The sequence below is a fragment of the Roseateles sp. DB2 genome (assembly GCF_051857535.1).
Classification (GTDB): Bacteria; Pseudomonadota; Gammaproteobacteria; order Burkholderiales; family Burkholderiaceae_C; genus Roseateles_B.
The window spans coordinates 63,097-82,658 of the sequence record NZ_JBPZGY010000005.1 but is presented as its reverse complement, the minus strand read 5'-3'; the positions used below and the strand labels follow the sequence as shown (position 1 = coordinate 82,658).

General features: G+C 71.8%; 10 protein-coding genes. 9 read left to right on the top strand and 1 reads right to left on the bottom strand.

Annotated elements, in window-relative coordinates; translation table 11 throughout:
• Positions 1-118: 118 nt before the first annotated feature.
• On the bottom strand, positions 119-601 hold the full coding sequence (locus ACS5PK_RS09835; RefSeq protein WP_439440058.1) for a ParB N-terminal domain-containing protein: 483 nt from the start codon (positions 599-601) through the stop codon (positions 119-121).
• A gap of 307 nt (positions 602-908) precedes the next feature.
• On the opposite strand from ACS5PK_RS09835, the gene ACS5PK_RS09830 reads away from it, so the two are divergent.
• From ACS5PK_RS09830 to ACS5PK_RS09790, 9 genes are all read left to right on the top strand, one after another.
• Complete coding sequence (locus ACS5PK_RS09830) at positions 909-1,613, top strand: ABC transporter ATP-binding protein (RefSeq protein WP_439440057.1); 705 nt, start codon at positions 909-911, stop codon at positions 1,611-1,613.
• Positions 1,610-3,022: an ABC transporter permease gene (locus ACS5PK_RS09825; protein WP_439440056.1), complete on the top strand. Its 1,413-nt coding sequence runs from the start codon at positions 1,610-1,612 to the stop codon at positions 3,020-3,022. The genes ACS5PK_RS09830 and ACS5PK_RS09825 overlap by 4 nt, the downstream gene beginning before the upstream one ends.
• Positions 3,023-3,075: 53 nt before the next feature.
• Positions 3,076-3,543, top strand: a complete 468-nt coding sequence (locus ACS5PK_RS09820) for a FixH family protein (protein ID WP_439440055.1) — start codon at positions 3,076-3,078, stop codon at positions 3,541-3,543.
• A 31-nt stretch (positions 3,544-3,574) separates the two neighbouring features.
• The gene (locus ACS5PK_RS09815) at positions 3,575-4,744 is read left to right on the top strand and encodes a DJ-1/PfpI family protein (protein WP_439440054.1); all 1,170 of its coding nucleotides are present in this window, start codon (positions 3,575-3,577) and stop codon (positions 4,742-4,744) included.
• Positions 4,745-4,833: 89 nt separating this feature from the next.
• The gene (locus ACS5PK_RS09810) at positions 4,834-10,083 is read left to right on the top strand and encodes a beta-ketoacyl synthase N-terminal-like domain-containing protein (protein WP_439440053.1); all 5,250 of its coding nucleotides are present in this window, start codon (positions 4,834-4,836) and stop codon (positions 10,081-10,083) included.
• Positions 10,080-17,561 carry an amino acid adenylation domain-containing protein gene (locus ACS5PK_RS09805; protein ID WP_439440052.1) on the top strand — a complete coding sequence of 2,494 codons (7,482 nt, stop codon included), beginning with the start codon at positions 10,080-10,082 and terminating at the stop codon, positions 17,559-17,561. Before ACS5PK_RS09810 ends, ACS5PK_RS09805 begins: the two co-directional genes overlap by 4 nt.
• 18 nt (positions 17,562-17,579) lie before the next feature.
• A complete protein-coding gene (locus tag ACS5PK_RS09800; RefSeq protein WP_439440051.1) occupies positions 17,580-18,038 on the top strand; it encodes a hypothetical protein in 459 nt (152 codons plus the stop codon).
• Entirely contained in the window at positions 18,038-18,796 is a 759-nt protein-coding gene (locus ACS5PK_RS09795; RefSeq protein ID WP_439440050.1) for a thioesterase II family protein, read from the top strand. The genes ACS5PK_RS09800 and ACS5PK_RS09795 overlap by 1 nt, the downstream gene beginning before the upstream one ends.
• The gene (locus ACS5PK_RS09790) at positions 18,790-19,560 is read left to right on the top strand and encodes an outer membrane lipoprotein-sorting protein (protein WP_439440049.1); all 771 of its coding nucleotides are present in this window, start codon (positions 18,790-18,792) and stop codon (positions 19,558-19,560) included. Before ACS5PK_RS09795 ends, ACS5PK_RS09790 begins: the two co-directional genes overlap by 7 nt.
• Positions 19,561-19,562: the final 2 nt, after the last annotated feature.

The window sequence follows — 19,562 nt, the reverse complement described above, 5'->3', positions numbered from 1 at the left end:
AGTCCACGGGCCAGGCAAGGGACAGGGCGCCTCGGCGCCCTTTTCCATGAGTGGCCGTGCGCCCGGGATAGGCCGCCATGGCCGGATCGATGGCCGGGCTCCCGCCACGGCCCGATGCTCAGCGCAGCAGGCCGACCGAAATCTCCGTCTCCGGCAGATTGGGCATGAAGGCATGGCGCGTGGTCTTGTAGGGCAGCAGCTGCTCGCTCTCCACAAACCCCATCAACTCGCTGTAGGAGTAGCCGCGGCCCGAGGCCCAGCAGCGCACGTCAATGCGCTTGTCCCCGTACTGCAGAGGGATGCAGGGCAGGCGGCGCAGGCCCAGCAGGCGTGCCGCAGCCAGGCGGTGGTTGCCGTCCATCACATAGCCGCTGCCAGCCTCCACGGGCAGGGCAGAGGTCCACAGGCCCAGTGCCGCAATGCGGCTCGCCAGCTCCTGCACATGGGCGGGGTCGATGATCTCCGATTGCCTGAAGAACTCGATGGGGCGCACGGCCACGAGGTAGCGAACCTGGCTGCGGACTGCGTCGGTATTGGCCTGTTCCAGATCGCTGGCCGCCTCGGCGGGCGGGGCGAAGATGCGGTGGACTGTCTCCGTCATGGTGTCAGCTCACTCTGCAAAGAGGCGGTGCGAGAAGAAGAGGGCGGCGGGTCAGCAGGACCTGCGGCTTGCGGTTCGGACTCATTCTGGGCTCCCTGGCCCGACAGCTGCTAACGCGCTGCCGGTGCGCCTGGATTTTCGCCAAAGCCACGGCAAAAGTCCCGCCCAAAAGCCGGCCGAAGGATGTACGAACGAACAGGTTTCCCGGCTTGCCTCCTTCTATATCCTTCGGCCCGGTCGACGCCAGCCATGCATGGAACGCCCTGCGTGCTGGATTCCCCAGACCCCGAACTCCCGCAGGCCCCTCATGATCGCCGTGCACCTCCATGCCGTCGCCAAGACCTACCACCTGGATGCCGTGGGCGTCGCAGCGCTCCAGGACATCAACCTGGAAGTGCGTGCCGGCCTGCTGACCGTCATCAGCGGCGCATCCGGCAGTGGCAAGACCACGCTGCTGAACCTCATCGGCGGCCTGGACCGCCCTGACGCCGGGCGCATCCACGTAGCGGGCCACGACATCGTCGCGATGGACGACGACCAGCTCTCCGACTTCCGCGCCCGCCACCTGGGCGTGGTCTTCCAGAACTTCAACCTGCTGCCCGTGCTCAATGCTGCGGAGAACGTCGAATACCCGCTGGTGATGCTGGGCATGGACAAGGCCGAGCGCAAGGCGCGTGTTGCTGACATGCTGGCTGCCGTGGGCCTGTCCGAGCAAGCGCGTCGGCGCCCGGGCGAGCTCTCGGGCGGGCAGCGCCAGCGCGTGGCCATTGCGCGAGCCCTCGCGGCACGCCCCCAGCTGGTCCTCGCCGACGAGCCCACGGCCAACCTCGACAGCCAGACCGGCGCCAGCATCATCGAGCTGATGCGCCAGCTTCAGCGCGAGCAGCAGGTCAGCTTCGTCATCTCCTCCCATGATCCCCAGGTCCTGGCGGCCGCTGACGACACAGTCCGCATCAAGGACGGCCGCATCGTCGAGCTGCGCCGTGCCGACGCCCTGAAGGTGGCCGCATGAACACACTCTCCCTGGCCTGGCGCAATCTGCTGCGCAACCGCCGCCGCTCCATCACCACGCTGCTGGCCATGATCGTCGGCGCCAACGCGGTGCTGCTCTTCGGCGGCTACAGCCGCAACATCACCTATGGCCTGCAGACCGACTACGTGAAATACGGTGGCCACCTGCAGATCCAGCGCGAGGGCTACTACCGCTACGGCAGCGGCAACCCGGCCGCCTACGGCCTGGCGCAGTACCGCGAGATCATCGCCGCCATCCAGCAGGACCCGGTGCTCAAGCCCCTGGTGCTGGTGGCCACGCCGACCCTGCAGTTGCAGGGCATCGCAGGCAACTTCGGCGCCGGCGTCTCCCGCACGGCCCTGGGCCTGGGGGTGGTCGTCGAGGACCAGAACCGCATGCGCGCCTGGAACGGCTACAACTTCCCCGTGCAGGTGCCCCAGATGGCCCTGACCGGCACAGGCCCCGAGACCGCCGTGCTGGGCACCGGCCTGGCCCGCGTGCTGCAACTGTGCGGACCGCTGAAGCTGCAGGACTGCCAGCCCGCTGCGGCCGCCCCCAAGCCCAGCCCCAAGACCTCCGCCGCCCCCGCTGCGGATCTGCCCTCAGACATCGCCGCCCTGGGCAGTCTGGCCAATGGCGCCGAGACAGCGCCGCAGGCCACGGCCGCCGCCATCGAGATGCTGGCCGCCACTGCGCAGGGTGCGCCCAATGTCGCCCGCTTGCAGGTGGTCAAGGCCGAGGAGCAGGGCGTCAAGGAGTTCGACGACGTCTACGTGGGCCTGCACCTGGCCCAGGCCCAGCAACTGGTCTTCGGCAAGGAAGCCCCCAAGGCCACGGCCATCGTGCTGCAGCTGCAGCACACGGACCAGATTCCGGCCGCCAAGGCGCGACTGGAGCAACTGCTGGCCGAGCGCTTCCCGCAGGAGCCGGTCGAGGTGCTGGACTTCAGCGCGCTCAATCCCTTCTATGGCCAGGCCCTGGCCATGTTCGCCACGCTGTTCGGCTTCGTGGCCCTGCTGATCGCAGCCATCGTGCTCTTCACCGTGGGCAACACCATGAGCATGGCGGTGATCGAGCGCACCGTGGAGATCGGCACCCTGCGCGCCATGGGCCTGCGCCGCGCCAAGCTGCGCCGCCTCTTCATGCAGGAGGGCCTGCTGCTGGGCATCGTGGGCGCGGTGCTGGGCGTGAGCATCGCCGCCAGCCTGGCCGGCCTCATCAACCACAGCGGCCTGACCTGGACGCCGCCGGGCCGCTCGCCGGTGCCGCTGATCATCCGCGTCTGGGGCGAGACCGGCCTCATCGCCGGCACGACCCTGGGCCTGATCCTGGTCGCCTCGCTCTCGGCCTGGCTGCCCTCGCTGCGCGCCGCCCGCCAGAACATCGTGGATGCCCTGCGCCACGTCTGACCGCCCTTGTCCCCTGCCCCTAAGGCCTTTGTTCCTCATCGCGGAGCTTTCCCATGAACACCGTCCACCGTCTGCTGCCCCTGCTGATCTCCGCCCTGGCGCTGGGCGCCTGCGCCCCGCACGGCGACATGAGCCATGCGCGCATGGAATCGCACCCCGCCCCCGACCTCAACCTCGCCCTGCAGCGCAACACCGATGCCGGCACCTACCGCATCGAGCTGAGCCCGCCGGCCGAGCCACTGCGCGTCAACAAGATCCACAGCTGGAACATCCGCCTGCTGGACGCCCAAGGCCAGCCCGTGCCCGATGCCCGCATCGCGGTGGACGGCGGCATGCCCGAGCATGGTCACGGCTTTCCCACGCAGCCGCGGGTCAGCGCCGCGGGCGTGCCGGGCGCCTATGTGCTGGAGGGCATGAAGTTCAACATGACCGGCTGGTGGGAAATCAAGCTGGAGGTGCAGTCCGCCCGTGGCGCCGACCGCATCACCTTCAACACCGTGCTGCCGCCCTCGGCCTCCTGAGGCCAGGTACTCGTCATCCGCAGGACGCCCCATGCGCCTCTTCCAGACCACCCTGATCCTGCTCTTTGCCCTGGGCACGCTGGCCGGTGCGCAGGCCGGTGCGCAGGCCCAGAGCGCATCGGGCACCGGCGCTGCGCCTGGCCTTGTCCGGCCCTCGGCTGCAGCCGAGGCCCCGCAGCAGACGGCTGAGCGCCTGAGCCCCTACCGCCCCCGGCACGGACGCAGCAAGCCCCTGGTTGCCATCGTCGCCGAGAACTACTACACCGAACTCACCGACTACGTCCTGCCCTACGGCGTGCTGAGCGCGGCCGGCGTGGCCGAGGTCCAGGCCCTGGCCACCCAGCCAGGGCCCATCCGCATGTTCCCCGCTCCCATGAATGTGGAGCCGCAGGCCACCACCGCCCGCTTCGACCAGGAGCACCCGGAGGGCGCGGACTACGTCATCGTGCCCGCCGTGCACAAGGACGACGACCCCGCCCTGCTGGCCTGGGTCAAATCCCAGGCAGCCAAGGGCGCGACCATCGTCGGCGTGTGCGACGGCGTCTGGGTGCTGGCCCGCGCGGGCCTGCTGGACGGGCGCCGAGCCACCGGCCACTGGTACTCGCGCGACGATCTGCGCAAGAAGTTCCCGCAGGTGCAGTGGCAACAGCATCTGCGCTACGTCGAAGACCGGCGCGTGATCACCACCACGGGCGTCAGCGCCACCATCCCCGTGTCCCTGGCCCTGGTCGAGGCCATCGCGGGCACCGAGCGTGCCACGCAGCTGGCCCGCGAACTGGGCGGCGCCGGCATGGCTTGGTCGGCCCAGCACCCCGGCGAACGTTTCCAGATGAGCTGGAAGCACAAGCTCACCATCGGCGGCAATGCCATCGCCTTCTGGTCCCACGAGGACGTCGGCATTCCGGTGGACCAGGGCGTCGACGAGATCGCCCTGGCCCTGAAGGCCGAGGTCTACTCCGCCACCTACCGCTCCACGGCCCTGACCGTGGCGCCCCGCCCCGGCACGATCCGCTCGCGGCGCGGTCTGACCCTCATCCCCGACCGCGTGGTGGGTGCCGACGCGCCGCGACGCATGTTGTCAGCCCCCGATGCCGTGGAGCCCTTGCTCGCCCTGGACCAGGCGCTCAAGGGCATCGCCGCCGACTACGGCCCCCGCACCGCCGCCTGGGTGGCCCTGCAGATGGAATACCCCGGCTACTGAAGCCCCGGCCGTCCGCCCACCGCTCCCCGCAGGCGGCGCCGCGGCGCCCCGGCTCACCACGCCACGTCCCCACGTCCATGACTGAGCCCATGTCCGAGTCACCGTCCACCGCCGTCCCGTCCGACCCCGCCCTGCCCTCCTGGGTGGCGCTGCTGCGTGCCCAGGCCGCGCGCAGGCCGGATCATGCCGCCCTCGTCTTCCTGCCCGATGGCGAGCGCGAGGGCGCAAGGCTGAGCTATGCCCAGCTGGACCTGCGTGCCCGCGGCCTGGCCGCGGCCTTGCAGTCGCAGGGCCTGCAGGGCCGCCATGTGCTGCTGATGCTGCCCTCCGGCGTGCATTACGTGCTCAGCTTCCTGGCCTGCCTCTACGCGGGCGCCATTCCCGTGCCGGGCTACCCACCCAGCAACAGCATGCATGCGCGGCGCATGGCCCACATCGCCGGCGACTGCGAGGCCCGCGCCGCCCTGGTCAGCGCCACGCAGGACGGCAGCGAGGCCCTGCGCGAGGCCTGCGCCGGCTTGGCCTGCCCAGTGCTGCGCATCGACGACGATGGCCGGCTGCAAGGCCCGGCAGGCGAAGCCTGCGATGCGGACTCCTGGCAGCCGCCCCTGCTGGACCGCGACAGCGTGGCCTACCTGCAGTACACCTCAGGCTCCACCAGCCAGCCCCGCGGCGTCATCGTCACGCACGGCAATCTGCTGGCCCATGCCGCCGGCTGGCATTGCGCGCCGGGCCTGGGCGAGGACGATGTCTTCGTCAGCTGGCTGCCCCTGTTCCACGACATGGGCCTGATCCTGGGCCTGCTGCAGATGTTCCATGAAGGCGGCACCGTGGTGCTGATGCCGCCCCTGGCCTTTGTGCAGCAGCCCCTGCGCTGGCTGCAGGCCCTCAGCCACTACGGCGGCACGGCCAGCTATGCGCCCAACTTCGCCTACGAGCTCTGCTGCCAGGCGGCACAGGCCCAACCCACGCTCGCCCTGGACCTCTCCCGCTGGGCCGTGGCCGGCAACGGCGCCGAGCCCGTGCGCGCCGAAACCCTGGCCCGCTTCCACCAGCAGTTCGCCCGCTTCGGCCTGCGCGCCGAGGCCCTGAGCCCGGGCTACGGCCTGGCCGAGGCCACGCTGACCGTCACCCGCCAGCCCCGCCTGCAGGCGCCGCCCGTGGTGCACGCCAGCAGCGCCGCCCTGGCCCGCGGCCTGCTGCAGCAGGCCGAGGCCGGCCAGCCCTGCACCGCGCTGGTAGGCTGCGGCCAGGCCTGGCCCGGCGCCGAGGCCGTGATCGCCGACCCGCAGCGCGCTGAAGCCTGCCCGGACGGCCGCATCGGCGAGATCTGGGTGCGCGGCGCCGTCGTCGCCCAGGGCTACTGGCGCCAGGCCGCGCTGAGCGAGCAGGCCTTTCTGGCCCGCCTCGCCGATGGCAGCGGCCCCTGGCTGCGCACCGGGGACCTGGGCGCCTGGCACGAGGGCCAGCTCTTCATCACCGGGCGGATCAAGGACGTCATCGTGATCCGCGGCCAGAACCACTACCCCCAGGACCTGGAGCGCAGCGCCCAGCAGGCGCACGAGGCCCTGGCCGGCGCGCAGGGCGCCGCCTTCGCCATCCAGAAGGACGGGCAGGAGCAACTGGTGCTGCTGCAGGAGGTGCGCCGCGCCGAGCGCCACCGCCTGGACGGCGAGGCCGTCACCACCGCCCTGCGCGAGGCCATGGCCGCCCAGCACGGCCTGCACCTGCATGCCGTCTGCCTGCTGCGACCGGCCAGCCTGCCCATGACCTCCAGCGGCAAGATCCAGCGCCATGCCTGCCGGCAGCTGTTCCTGGAAGGCGGGCTCAAGCCCCTGCACCAGTGGCAGGACACTGCCCCGGCCACGCCCGCTGCACCGCCCATTGCCCCAAGCACAGCCCCAAGCACAGCCCCAGGCACTGCCGCAGCCGCACGCCCCGCCAACCCCGAGCTCTCCCGCTGGCTGCTCGCGCGCTGCGCCGTGCTGAGCCACCTGCCACAGGAGCTGCTCAGCACCGAGCAGAGCTTTGCCAGCATGGGACTGGACTCCCTGGACCTGGTGACCCTGTCCGGCGAGCTGTCCGCACACCTGGGCCGCCGGGTGGAGCCCACCCTGCTCTATGCCCAGCCGCGCATCTCGGCACTGCTGGCAGCCCTGGGCAGCGAGGGGTCTGCCCTCACCGACAGCCCCCGCCCGGCCCAGGCCCAGGACGAGCCCATCGCCATCATCGGCATGGCCTGCCGCCTGCCGGGTGCCGACGGCGCCGAGGCCTTCTGGCAGTTGCTGGACCAGGGCCGGGACGCCATCACCGAAGTGCCCGCCGCACGCTGGGACGCCCAGGCCATCACCAGCGCAGAACCCGGCCAGCCCGGGCGCAGCTGCAGCCGCTGGGGCGGCTTCATCGAGGGCATCGAGCAGTTCGATGCGGCCTTCTTCGGCATCTCCGCCCGCGAGGCCGACGCCATGGACCCCCAGCAGCGCCTGCTGCTGCAGACCTGCTGGCATGCCCTGGAAGACGCCGGCCTGCGCGCCGAGCGCCTGGCGGGCAGCGACACGGGCGTCTTCATCGGTGCCATGACCCACGATTACCAGCTGCTGCAGCTGCGCCAGGGCCAGCCCCTGGACGCCTACTTCGGCACCGGCAACCAGGCCAGCATCCTGGCCAACCGCCTGTCCTATGTGTTGGGCCTGCAGGGCCCGAGCTGGACGGTCGAGACCGCCTGCTCCTCCTCCCTCGTGGCCCTGCACCAGGCGCGCCGCGCCCTGCTGGACGGCGATTGCGGCCTGGCCCTGGTCGGCGGCGTCAACGCCCTGCTGGCGCCGGATCTGTACGTGGCGCTGTCCCAGGCCCAGATGCTCTCGCCGGACGGCCGCTGCCGCGCCTTTGACGCCAGCGCCAACGGCTATGTACGGGCTGAGGGCTGCGCCATGGTCGTGCTCAAGCGCCTGTCCGAGGCCCAGCGCGACGGCGACCGCGTGCTGGGCCTGCTGCGTGGCTCCGCCGTCAACCAGGACGGCCGCAGCAACGGCCTCACCGCCCCCAACGGCCCAGCCCAGCAGGCGGTGATGCGCAAGGCCCTGGCCGGCGCCGGCCTGCAGGCTCAGTCGGTGAGCTACCTGGAGGCACACGGCACGGGGACCTCGCTGGGGGATCCCATCGAGATGGAGTCCATCCAGCAGGTCTACGGCCGCACGGCCGGCGCGCCGCTGTGGGTGGGCTCGGTCAAGAGCAATATCGGCCATGCCGAGCCGCTGGCCGGCCTGGCGGGCCTGTGCAAGGTCCTGCTGGCCCTGCGGCATGAGCGCATCCCGGCCAGCCTGCACGTGCAGCAGCTCAACCCCCTTCTGCGCCTGGAGGGCGGCGGCTGCCAGGTGGCCCGCGAGGCGCAGCCCTGGCCCCGCGGCGCCGCGCCGCGCCGGGCGGCCGTGAGCTCCTTCGGATTTGGCGGTACCAATGCGCATGTGATCCTGGAGGAGGCGCCTGCCTGCCCTGCCCCGCCGCGGCCAGCCGCCGCGCAGGGCCCGGCGCTGCTGCTGCTGTCCGCCCGCAGCGAGCGTGCGCTGCAGCAGCTGGCCCGGGCCTATGCGCAGCAGCTTGATGACGCGCAGGCCCCGCTGCCCTTGATCTGCCAGGCCGCAGCCCTGCGGCGCTCCGCCCTGCCCCATCGCCTGGCGGTGGTGGCCGAGGATGGCGCCACCGCGGCCGCCGCCCTGCGCGCCCACGCCCGCGGCGAGGCGGATCCGGCGCTGTTCACCGCTGAGCACCCAGTGGGCCCGGCGCACCGCACGGCCTTCCTCTTCACCGGCCAGGGCAGCCAGTACCCGGACATGGGTCGCGGCCTTTACCGCAGCGAGCCGGTGTTCCGCCGAAGCATGGACCACTGTGCCGCGCTGCTGCAGCCCTGGCTGGGCTTCTCGCTGACCGAGGCCCTGTACCCCGAGCCCCCTGGCGCCGTCACGCCCCTGCAGCTGGACGACACCGCCCATGCCCAGCCCGCCCTCTTCGCGCTGGAGTGGTCCCTGGCCCAGCTGTGGGCGGCAGCAGGCGTGCGGCCCGATGTGCTGCTGGGCCACAGCCTGGGCGAGTACGTGGCCGCCTGCGTGGCCGGCGTCTTCAGTCTGGCCGACGGCCTGCGCCTGGTCGCCGAGCGCGGCCGCCTGATGCAGGACCTGACCCCACCCGGCGCCATGCTGGTGCTGCAAGGCCCCGCACCCGCTCTGCAGGCCCTCTGCCAGGACGCACTGGCCGGCAGCGAGCTGGCCCTGGCCGCCCGCAATGCGGTCGACTGCCTGGTGCTGGGCGGCGCCCCCGAGGCCGTCGAGCGCTGGCAGGCGCGGGCCCTGCAGCACGGCCTGGAGGCACGGCGCCTGACTGGCCAGCGCGCCTTCCATTCGCCCTCGATGCGGGCCATGCGGACCGCCTTTGCCGAGGTGCTGGCCAATGTGTCGCTGCAGCCACCGCGCCTGCCTCTCATCAGCAACCTCGACGGCCAGCTCCGCGGCGAGGCCCTGGCCTGCACCGACTACTGGCTGGACCACGCCTGCCAGACCGTCGAGTTCGAGGCCGGCCTGCAGACCCTGGCCACCCAGGACTGCAGCCGTCTCATCGAGATCGGCCCGGACCCGGTACTCAGCAGCCTGGCCCGCCGCCACCCCCTGCTGGACAGCGCCGGCCGCCTGTGGCTGAGCAGCCTGCGCCGCGGCCGGGACGAGGCCCGACACTGGCTGGAGGCCCTGGCGCGCTGGAGCGTGTCCAGTGGCGAGACCGATTGGCCGGCTTGGTACGCAGCCCGTGGTGACGACGGCGCGCAGGCCTGGCAGCAGGTCCAGGGCCTGCCTGTCTATCCCTTCCAGACCGAGGCGCACTGGTTCCAGCCCGCCGCCCCCGGCTCGGCAGGCGGACACCTGCCGGCAGGCACCCTGGGCCAGCGCAAACCCGCCGCGGCCCCAGTCCCCGTGGAACCGCCCACCCGCCCCGCCCTGCCCGCCACCCTGCTGCAGCTGCCGCCCGAGGCCGCCCGCCAGGCCCTGCTGGACCATCTGCGGCAGCAGGCCTTCCAGGTCCTGCGGCTCAGCCCGGCACGCAGGCAAGACCTGACCCCCAGCTTCCCCGACACCGCACTGAGCCAGCTGGGCTTCGATTCCCTCATGGCGCTGGAGCTGCGCAAGCAGCTGGCCCATGACACCGGCATCGAGCTGCCGCTGCGCCAGCTGCTGGCCAACACCACGGCGCGTGAGCTGGTGGCCGTCCTGCACCGCCTGCTGCTGCTGCAGGACATGCGCCCCGTCGACGCCACCCCCAGCGCCGAGCAAGGCCTCGAGGAGATCCTTCTGTGAACACCGACTTCAGCATCAGCCAGCCCCCGGCCCTGGACGACGAGGCACCCGCCGCGGCCCCGCAGGACAGCATGGAAGCCCTGTTGCTGCGCTTGCGCCAGCGCGGCATCCAGCTGCAGGCCGAGGGCGCGCAGCTGCGCATCTCGGCCCCCAAGGGCGCCCTGGACGAGGAGCTGCGCGCAGCGCTGAGCGCCGGCAAGTCCGAGATCCTGCGCCTGCTGCAGAGCCAGGACCGCCGCAGCGCCCTGCCCCAGGTCCAGCCCCGGCCGGCGCAGCGCCACGAGCCCTTTGCACTGACCGACGTCCAGCACGCCTACTGGATGGGCCGCCAGCCCTTCGTGGAGCTGGGCGGCTTCTCCACCCACTGCTATTTCGAGTTCCAGCGCGAAGGGCTGGATCTCGCTCGGCTGGAGGCGGCGCTGCAGGGCCTGATCCGCCGCCACGACATGCTGCGCGCCGTGATCAGCGAGGACGGCACCCAGCGCGTGCTGCCCGAAGTGCCTCTCTACCGCATCGAATGCCTGGACCTGCGCCAGCAGGCCGATGCGCAGGCCGAGGCCGCCCTGCTGGCCCAGCGCGAGCAGCTCTCGCACAGGCGCGGCCCCGTCGACCAGTGGCCGCTGTTCGCCATCCGCGCCGCCCGGCTGCCGGGGGAGCAGCTGCGCCTCTTCGTCAGCCTGGACATGCTGATCATCGACGCTTCCAGCATGTTCCTCTTCTTCCAGGAATGGCGGCAGGCCTACGAGGACCCGCAGCACCTGGCCCCGGCGCAGACCTTCAGCTACCGCGACTACGCCCTCTTCGAGCAAACCCTGCACGAGCAGCCCGAGTTCCAACGCGCCCGCGACTACTGGACAGCCCGCCTGGACTGCCTGCCCCCCGCGCCGGCCCTGCCCCTGGCCCGCCAGCCGCATGAGCTGGCCGAGGTGCGCTTCGCGCGCCGCGAGCAGCGCATCGCCGCCGCGGACTGGGCCCGCCTCAAGACCCTGGCCGCCCAGCACGGAGCCACGCCCACGGTGCTGCTGATGACGGCCTTTGCCGAGGCCCTGCGGCGCTGGTCCGCCACGCCGGACTTCAGCCTCAACGTCACCCTCTTCCACCGCTTCCCCATCCATCCCGAGGTGGAGCAGCTGATCGGCGACTTCACCGCCACCAGCCTGCTGGCCTCGCAGGCGCAGGCGGGCGACCGCTTCACCGACCGCCTGCAGCGCCTGCAGGCCCAGCTGGCCGAAGACCTGGACCATCGCGCCTACAGCGGCATGCGCGTACTGCGTGACCGCGCCCGCCACCTGGGCCATGCGCCGGGCGCGGCCATGCCCGTGGTCTTCACCAGCACCCTGGCCCTGGACGGCCGGCAGTCCACCACCGGCGGCCTGAGCTTCCTCGGCAACATCGTGCACGGCGTCAGCCAGACCCCGCAGGTCTGGATGGACCACCAGATGGCCGAGTTCGACGGCGAGCTGCGGCTCTTTCTAGACGCCATCGAGGACCTCTTCCCTGCCGGCCTGCTGGACGACTGCTTCGGCGCCTACGCCCAGCTGCTGCGCACCCTGGCGGCCGATCCCGCGGCCTGGACGCAGCACCCCCTGCCCTCGACCCTGCCTGCGAGCCACCTGCCCCTGCTGACGCAGTTCAATGCCACCGACGACCCCGTCATCGGCCACGGTCTGCTGCAGGACGGCCTGATCGCCCAGGCCCGCCGCCAGCCCGAGGCGCTGGCGGTGATCGCCGCCGACGGCCAGCTGTCCTACGCCCGCCTGGCCCGCGAGGCGCAGGCGCTGGCCGAGGCCCTGCAGGCCCTGGGCGCCAATCGCGAACAGCCGGTGGCGGTGATGATGGACAAGGGCTGCGAGCAGGTCCTGGCCGTCTACGGCGTGCTGATGGCCGGCGCCGCCTACCTGCCCATAGACACCCGCCTGCCGGCCGAGCGCCGCCGCCACCTGCTGAGCGCCAGCGGCGCCCGCCTGCTGCTCACGCAGCGCGTGCACGCCCCCGTGCCGGACGTTCCGCCCGGCGTGCAGGTGCTGTGCCTGGGTGACGAGGCCCTGGCCGCCCCGGCCATCGCCCCGCCGCCGGCATCGACCCGCCCCGGTGACCTGGCCTACGTGCTCTTCACCTCCGGCTCCACCGGCCAGCCCAAGGGGGTGATGATCGAGCATGCCCAGGCGGTCAACACCCTGCAGGACATCAACCGCCGCATGAAGGTGGGCCCCGAGGACCGGGTGCTGGCGCTGTCGGCCCTGCATTTCGACCTCTCGGTCTATGACCTCTTCGGCGTGGTCGCCGCCGGCGGCTGCCTGGTGATGCCCGACCCGGCACGCCTGCACGATGCCCAGCACTGGGCCGAGCTGGTGCAGGCTCACCGCGTGAGCCTGTGGAACTCTGTGCCCCAGCTGCTGCAGCATTTCGTGGAGCACCTGGAGCACCTGCAGTCGCAGGGGGCGCCCCTGCCCTCCACCTTGCGCCAGGCCATCCTGAGCGGCGACTGGATACCCGTGAGCCTGCCGGACCGCGCTCGCCGCGTCTGCCCTAGCCTGCAGCTGCTGGCCTCGGGCGGCCCCACGGAAACCGCCATCTGGTGCACGCAGTACCCCATCGGCGAGGTCGACCCGGCCTGGTCCAGCATTCCCTACGGCCGGCCGCTGGCCAACCAGCGCATGTGGGTGATGGACGCGCTGCTGGAGGAGCGTCCCGTCGGCGTGGCGGGCGAGATCTGCATCGGCGGCGCCTGCGTGGGCCGCGGCTACCTGGGCGACGAGGCCCAGACCGCGCAGCGCTTCCTGCGCCACCCGCGCACCGGCGAGCGCCTGTACCGCTCGGGTGACCTCGGTCGCGTCACCCCGGACGGCCAGATCGAGTTCCTCGGCCGCCAGGACCACCAGGTCAAGATCAACGGCCTGCGCATCGAGCTGGGCGAGATCAACGCCTGCCTGCTGCGCCAGCCCGGCATCCGCCAGGCCTGGACCGGCGTGCGCACCGAAGGCGCGCAGAAGCAGCTGGTGAGCCTGCTGGTGGTCGACGCCGACGCGGCGGACTGGCCCGCCCGACTGGCCGACGGCTCCCTGCGCCAGGCCCTCGCGGCCTGGTTGCCCGAGTACATGCTGCCCCAGCGCTTCCAGTTGCTGGAGGCCCTGCCCCTGAGCGCCAACGGCAAGGTGGACGCGGCCCAGTTGCAGGCCCTGCTGCAGCAGCAGAGCCCCGAGGGCACGGCGCCCACGGGGCAGGCAAACGCCGCAGCCCTGGCCCTGCAGGAACAGCTGCTGCCGCTGTGGCAATCCCTGCTGGGCAGGCAAGACCTGACCCCTGCCCAGAGCTTCTTCGACGTCGGCGGGGACTCCCTGCTGGCCCTGCGCCTGCTGAGCCGCGTGCGCGAGCAGCTGGGCCTGCCCGCCGCGCTGCAGGGGCGGCTGATGCAGTGCTTCTTCCAGCAGCCCCGCCTGGCGGACTTTGCCGCCGCGCTGGCCGGCCTGCAGTCATCGCAAGACGCCGACAGCGACGCTGGCCTGCCCCTCATCGAGCCCACCCCGGTGCCGGACGGCGAGGACTTCCCCGCCGCCGACGTGCAGCTGGCCTTCCTGATGGGCGATGGCGAGGACCTCGAATTCCACGTGCGCACCCACCACTACGTCGAGGTGGAGATGCCCGCCTTCGACACGGCCCGCTACGAGCAGGCCCTGCAGCGCGAGCTGCAGCGCCAGGCCGCCAACATCGTGGTGGCCACGCCCGAGCTGCGCCTGCGCCCGGTGCGAGACCTGACCCCGCTGCCTCTGACCCTGGACGACTGCCGCACGCTCGATGCCGCCGCCTGCGAGGCCCGGCTGCTGGCCACCCGCGCCCGCATGGAGCGCCAGACCCTGCCCGTGGACCGCTGGCCCTGGATGCAGGTGCACGCCACCCTGCTGCCCGGCGGCGCCGCGCGCCTGCACATCAACTGCAATGCCGTGTTCTGGGATGGCTTTGGCACCCAGCAGTTCTTCGCGAACGTGGAGCGCTGCTACCGCGACCCCGCCCTGGTGCTGCCGCCGCTGTCCCTGAGCTTCCGCGACTGCGTGCTGGCGCTGGAGCGCCTGGAGCAGAGCCCCCAGGGCGAGCGCTCGCGCCGCTACTGGATGGACCGCCTGCCCGGCATGCCTGCCGCGCCCGCCCTGCCCCTGAAGCCGCGCCTGAACCGCCGCCAGCGCTCGATGATGAAGCGCCGGGACATGGACCTCAGCGCCGCGCAATGGCAGGCCCTGCGCCAGCGCTGCGAGGCGCGCGGCCTGCGCCCGGAGGCCGGGCTCTTCGCCGCCTACGCCCAGGTGCTGTCCTTCTGGAGCGGCTCGCGCCACTTCCTGCTCAACAACATGGTCTCGCACCGCCTGCCCCTGCATGAGCAGATCTTCGAGATCGTGGGCAACTTCTCCGCGCTGTACCCGCTGGAGGTGGACTGGCGCGAGGGCGGCAGCTTTGCTGAGCGCTGCCGGCGCCTGGACCAGCGCATGCAGCAGGACCTCCAGCACCTGCACTGCAGCGGCGTGCAGGTGCTGCAGGCCTACAACCGCGTGCACGGCCAGGCCGGCCGCGCCGCCTGCCCCTTCGTGGTGGGCAATGGCCTGGCCATGAAGCCCTTCACCCGCTCCCTGCACGGCTGCCTGGAAACGCCCCAGGTGCTGCTGGACAACCAGTTCTTTGGCCTGGAGGACGGCGGCGTCTGGATCACCTGGGATGTCTTCGAGGACGTGTTCCCGGCCGGCCAGGTCGATGCCATGTGGAAGGCCTACGCGCGGCTGCTGGCCCTGCTCGCCGATGACGAGGCCGCCTGGGACAGCGAGGGCTTCGACCTGCTGGACGCGCCGGCCCGCGCCCTGCGACTGGCCTACAACGACAGCGCCGCCCCGCGCCCCGAGGGCCGCCTGCTGCAGGCCGGCCTGCTGGATCAGGCCCGCGACCGCGGCGAGGCCCTGGCCCTGGTCAGTGAGGGACGCCGCCTCAGCTATGGCCAGCTCGCCGCCGAGGCGCTGGCCCTGGCCGCCCGGCTGCAGGCGCGCGGCCTGCAGCCCGCCGAGCCGGTGGCCGTGCTACTGCCCCGCGGTCCCTGGCAGGTGATCGCCGTGCAGGCCATCCTGGCTGCCGGCGGTGCCTATGTGCCCATGGACCCGCAGTGGCCGGCGCAGCGCCTGCAGCAGCTCCTGCAAAGCACGCGCGCCCGCCTGGCCCTGTGCCTGTCCAGCCTGGAAGGCGCGCCCGCGCTGCCGGGGCTGGACTACCTCGCCCTGGACCGCCTGCCAGCGCAGGAGGCGCCTGCCTGGCAGGCACCCGCCTGCGGCGAGACGCAGCTGGCCTACATCATCTTCACCTCGGGCTCCACCGGCGTGCCCAAGGGCGTGATGATCGACCACCGCGGCGCCCTCAACACCATCGCCGACATCAACCGCCGCTTCGCCGTGGGCCCGGCCGATGTGCTGTTCGGCGTGTCCTCCCTGTACTTCGACCTCTCCGTCTACGACCTCTTCGGCAGCACCCTGGCCGGCGCCTGCCTGGTGCTGCCCGACGCGGCCACCGGCGTGGACCCTGCCGCCTGGCTGCGCCAGATGCAGGACGAGGGCGTGACGGTCTGGAACTCGGTGCCCGCGCTGATGCAGCTGCTGGTCGATGCCGCGCTGGAGGCCGGCGTGCAGTTGCCGCAGCTGCGCCTGGTGATGCTCAGCGGGGACTGGATCCCGGTGACCCTGCCGGACCAGATCCGCCGCGTCGCGCCGAATGCCCAGGTGGTGAGCCTGGGCGGCGCGACCGAGGCCTCGATCTGGTCCATCGTCTACCCCATCGACCAGGTGCCGCCGGACTGGCCCAGCATCCCCTACGGCCGCCCCCTGGCCAACCAGCGCTGGTACGTGCTGGATGAGGACGGCCACGAGCTGCCCGACGGCGTGCCCGGTCAGCTGCACATCGGGGGCACGGGGCTGGCCCTGGGCTACTGGGCGGACGAGGCGCGCACCGCCGCGGCCTTCATCACCCATCCGCGCAGCGGCGAGCGCCTCTACCGCACAGGCGATCTCGGCCGCCTGCTGCCCGAGGGCCAGATCGAGTTCCTGGGCCGCGCCGACTTCCAGGTGAAGATCCAGGGCTACCGCATCGAGATCGACGAGATCGAGCATGTGCTGCTGTCCCATCCCGCGGTGCGGGCGGCGGCGGTGGCCGTGGTCGGCGGCCAGGCCGGCAAGCAGCTGCAGGGCTTTGTGGTCTCCGACGAGGATCTGGACCTGACGGCCCTGCAGACGCACCTCGCCGCACGGCTGCCGGCCTACATGGTGCCCAGCCGCCTGCAGCGCCTGGCCCGCCTGCCCCTCACCGCCAACGGCAAGCTGGACCGCCCGGCCCTGGCGTCCATGGCGGTGAACGAACCGCGCGAGCGCAGCGCCGTGGCCCCGCGCACGGCGCTGGAGCAGAGCCTGGCCGACATCTGGGCCGCTGTACTGGGCGTACAGGCCGGCGTGCACGACGACTTCTTCGCCCTGGGCGGGCAGTCCTTCGCGGCGGTGCGGGTGATGACGCGGGTGGAGCAGTGCCATGGTGTTCGCCTGCCGCTGTCGCTGATGCTGGAAGGGCGCACCATCGCCGCCTTGGCCCAGGCCATCGAGCAGGCCCAGGCCTCGCGTGCCGTGGCCGCCAGCGCTGCGCCGGCCCGGCGCTCGCGCGCCCTGGTCTGCCTGCAACAAGGCAGCAGCCAGGAGCCGGGCTGGTACTTCGTCCATCCGGCGGGCGGCCATGTGCTGTGCTACCGGGAGCTGGCGCAGGCCATGCCGGGCCACTTCCATGCCTTCCAGGCGCCGGGGCTGTCGGGTGACGGCGCTCCGCTGGACGAGGTCCCCGCCCTGGCCGCCCACTATCTGACCGCCCTGCGGCAGCACCAGCCGCAAGGCCCCTATCGCCTGGGGGGTTGGTCCTCCGGCGGCACCATCGCCTTCGAGATGGCCCGCCAGTTGGAGGCCGAAGGCGAGCAGGTGGCCTGCCTGGCCCTGCTGGACACGCCGGCCCCGCACGCAGACGAAGCGGCGCAGGCGCCCAGCCCGCGCCAGCTGCTGCAGTGGTTCCTCCAGGACCTGGAGGCGCCGCTGTCGCCAGCGCTGCTGGCCCGAATGCAGGCGCAAGACCTGACCCTCGCGCAGGCCCTGGACCAGCTGCATGACCAGGGACTGGCCCGCCACCTGGACGCCCGTGCGCTGCAGGCCGTGCATGCCGTCTTCAGCGCCACGGTCAGCGCCTGCCAGCGCTACCGCCCTGGTCCCGTCGCCCTGCTCGCGCCGCTGCTGGTGCTGCAGGCCAGCGAAGGCGAGGTGGCCGAGTTCGCCGGCCACCCGGACGCCCATCGCACTGACTGGGGCTGGCGCGCCCATGCCGCCGGCCGCCTGCGCAGTCTGCGTGTGCCGGGCAGCCACTACAGCCTGTTCCGGCAGCCACACCTCGATGGCATCGCAGCGCTGCTGAAAACCCCTTTCTGAACCAATCAGGAGCAAGACATGACCCCCTCGTCCCCCCTCTCCACCGCTTCCCTGCCGCTGCGCCTTGCCTTCACCTGGCTGGGCCTGGGCCTGACCCTGCTGATGGTGATCAGCTCCACCCTCGTCAAGGCGGCCATCCAGACCGACTTCAGCGAATTCATCCACCACCCCGGCCCGCGCGGCTGGGAGGTGTTCTCCCTGCAGTTCTTCCTCTACCTCGCCATGGGCACCGGCGCCCTGTACCTGCAGGCGGCCTGGTTCCGCTGGCTGACCCTGGTGCTGCTCACCCTGGCCGGTCTCTACATGCTGGCCCACCAGATCTCGCACATGGCCGAGGGCTGGCGCTACGGCCTCACCGGCGCGATTGACCTGGCGCACCACCTGCTCAGCGCCCTGGGGGCCTGGCAAGCCTGGCGCTGGACCCGTCAGGCCAGCCCACAGGGCTCGGCCGCTCTGACGCAGCCGGAGGCCGCGTGATGAGCCCTGCGTCCTTCGCTGCCACAGAGCCGCCGCGCCTGCTGCTGTTGTGCTTCGCGCATGCGGGCGGCCACACGGCCTGTTTCCTGAACTGGCAGGCGCAGATGCCGGCCGGCATCCGCGTACTGCCGGTAGAACTGCCCGGCCACGGCCGGCGCCTGCGCGAGGGCCTGCAGACCGACTATGCCCGCCTGGTTGACGGACTGACCGCCCAGCTGGCCCCGGAGATCGAAGCCCTGCAAGACCAGCACCCCGGCCTGGGCTATGCCGCCTTCGGCCACAGCGCTGGCGCCAGCTTCGGCTTTGGCGTCTGCGCGCGGCTTGCTGAGCGCCTGGGCGAGGCGCCGGTGCATGCCTTCTGGTCGGCCGGCGCGCCGCCGCACATTCCCCGCCCGCCGCGCTCGCGCTACAGCGATGCCCAGCTGCTGGAGGAAGCCCGTGCCCTGGCCGGCACGCCCACCGAGGTCCTGGACAACGCCGAGCTGATGGCCTTCTTCCTGCCCATCCTGCGTGCCGACTTCGCGGCCTTCGAAGGGGCTGGCCTGGACGCCGAACGCCGCCTGGACTGCCCCTTCACCCTCTTCGCCGCTACACGCGACCGCATCCCGCCCGAGGACATCTGGGCCTGGCAGCGCCACAGCAGCCAGGGCGCGCGCCGGGTGCTGCTGGACGGCGACCATTTCTCGGTGCTCTACGCCCCTCACGCCCTATGGAGCCATGTGCGCCAGACGCTCAGCGAGGAGCTGACGACATGCTGATCAAGCCCCACCCGCGACGGCAGCTGTGCAGCGCCGCCCTCGCCCTCCTGGCCTGCCCCACGCTGGCCGTGGCCGGCCCATCGGCAGAGGACGTCATCGAGCGCTTCGACAAACTGCTGTGGGGCAGTACGCTGCAGGGCCAGTTCGAGATGACCATCACCACGCCCTCGTGGTCGCGCAGCCTGACGCTCAAGCTCTGGACTCACCGCCCTGCCAAGTCCTTCGTGCGCATCGTCGCGCCGGCCAAGGACGCTGGCATCCTCTCGCTGCGACTGGGCTCTGAGATGTGGAACTACCTGCCCAATATCGAGCGCAGCATCAAGGTGCCGCCGTCCATGATGCTGCAGCCCTGGCTGGGCTCGGACTTCAGCAACGACGACATGGTCAAGGAAAGCAGCATCGTCCATGACTACCAGCACCGCATCGTCGCGGAGCCCAAGGTGGACGGCGCCGAGGCCTACGAGATCGAGTCCCTGCCCCGCCCCGAGGCCGCCGTGGTCTGGGGCCGCCTGCTGAGCCTGGTCCGCAAGGCCGACTACGTGCCCATCAGCACCCGCTTCTTCAACGAGCGCGGCCAGTTGGTGCGCACGCTGAGCTACTCCGACGTGCGCCTGCTCGGCGGCCGCCAACTGCCCACGCGCTGGGAGATGCAGCCCGAGAACCAGCCGGGCAAGAAAACCACCCTCGTGATCCAGGAAGCGCGCTACGACCAGCCCATCGCGGACGAGGTCTTCTCGCTCCAGAACCTCAGCCGGAGGCGCTGATC